1 protein-coding gene is annotated in these 1322 nt (G+C 41.6%); it reads right to left on the bottom strand.

Annotation, left to right across the window (positions count from 1 at the left end; all coding sequences use genetic code 11):
- Window positions 1-10: 10 nt before the first annotated feature.
- Window positions 11-1150, bottom strand: a complete 1140-nt coding sequence (locus R8N28_RS25155; RefSeq protein ID WP_318183655.1) for an ISAs1 family transposase — start codon at window positions 1148-1150, stop codon at window positions 11-13.
- Window positions 1151-1322: the final 172 nt, after the last annotated feature.

Here is a 1322-nt window from a genome sequence, read left to right on the forward strand (position 1 = left end):
CAGGGAAAATTCATGAACATTCCCGTCCTACAAGGGCTGTCAAAACCTTATAAAGGTACTCCGGTTCCATCGCACACTTCGCTCTTTTGTGTTTCAAACTCGCTTTAAACGTCGTTTCATTACGAAGCATGTTTAAACACATCTGTCTGATCCTTGCGAAATTCTCTGCGCTGTCCTCTGCTCGTTTCCGGCAATCATCTTCACCAAACTCGGTATCCAACATCCAGTGCATCGATTCCACTAACCAGTGCGAACGGGTAGCATTTAACAAAGTTTTAGCATCTAGTTGCTTCGAACTTATGTAATACTTTACCGACACTTCTGACTCTTGGATAACGTCAGATTCTTGCCGAATTGACACCACAATCCCCATCGTTTTTAAACCTGGCCAATCGAATTCAAGGTCGCCTAGAACGCTCAAATCTTCATTCACTAACGCTAATCTTGTCTCTTGCCGTCCTCGGGATTTTTCCTGGGTACTGTAAGAATCACCATCGTGATTTTGCAGCATACCCATATGAAAATACTCATTAAAAGCCTGCTCTAAACGACCTTGATTACCTTTCACTGCAAGTAAGTAATCAGCGTTTTTCTCCAGGATTTTTTGCGCGATTTTCTTCTGGCATCCCATCGCATCAATCGTGACTAAACAGCCTGATACATTCAATAAATCCAATAGCTTAGGGATCGCTGTAATCTCATTGCTTTTCTCAAACACTTTATGCTGACCAAGACTGACTCCGTTCTCAGTAGCAAAGGCATTTACCATGTGAATAGCACCCAATCCTCGACTATCATCATAAGAGCCACGAACGGTCTTACCATCGATCGCGACTACTTCACCTTCTGTCAGTTTTACGCACTCTTTCATCCATTCAATGAAGCAGCGCTGTAACTGCGTTGGATTAATCATTCCCATCACTCGTGCAATCGTCGATGCCGATGGTAAGCCAGCCGAAAAATCACCAAATTGCTTCAGAAAATCAATTCGACTTTCTCCGAAATGATAGATACCCTTCCAGTCATCCTGGCCAGACAGTACCGCACAAATTGTTAATAAAATAATATCCATTAACTTGTGCTCGACTTTGCCTTTTTGGCGGAAATCTCTTATCACGTTGAAATGCATAAATGGGTGTTGTTCGCTCATCGGTTGACCTCCAAATTGTCTATGGAGGTATTAGAAAACACTGGAAATGATCGTCAAATCGATCCTTGAGTATTTGAATGTTCGTTGATTTGTATCAGACTATTTTTTCTCTTAGGTAGAATCGTAAAAATAAAAACTCTTAAAAATCAATGGCCGTCATGAATTTTCCCTG

This window comes from Vibrio sp. Vb1554, from assembly GCF_033344235.1.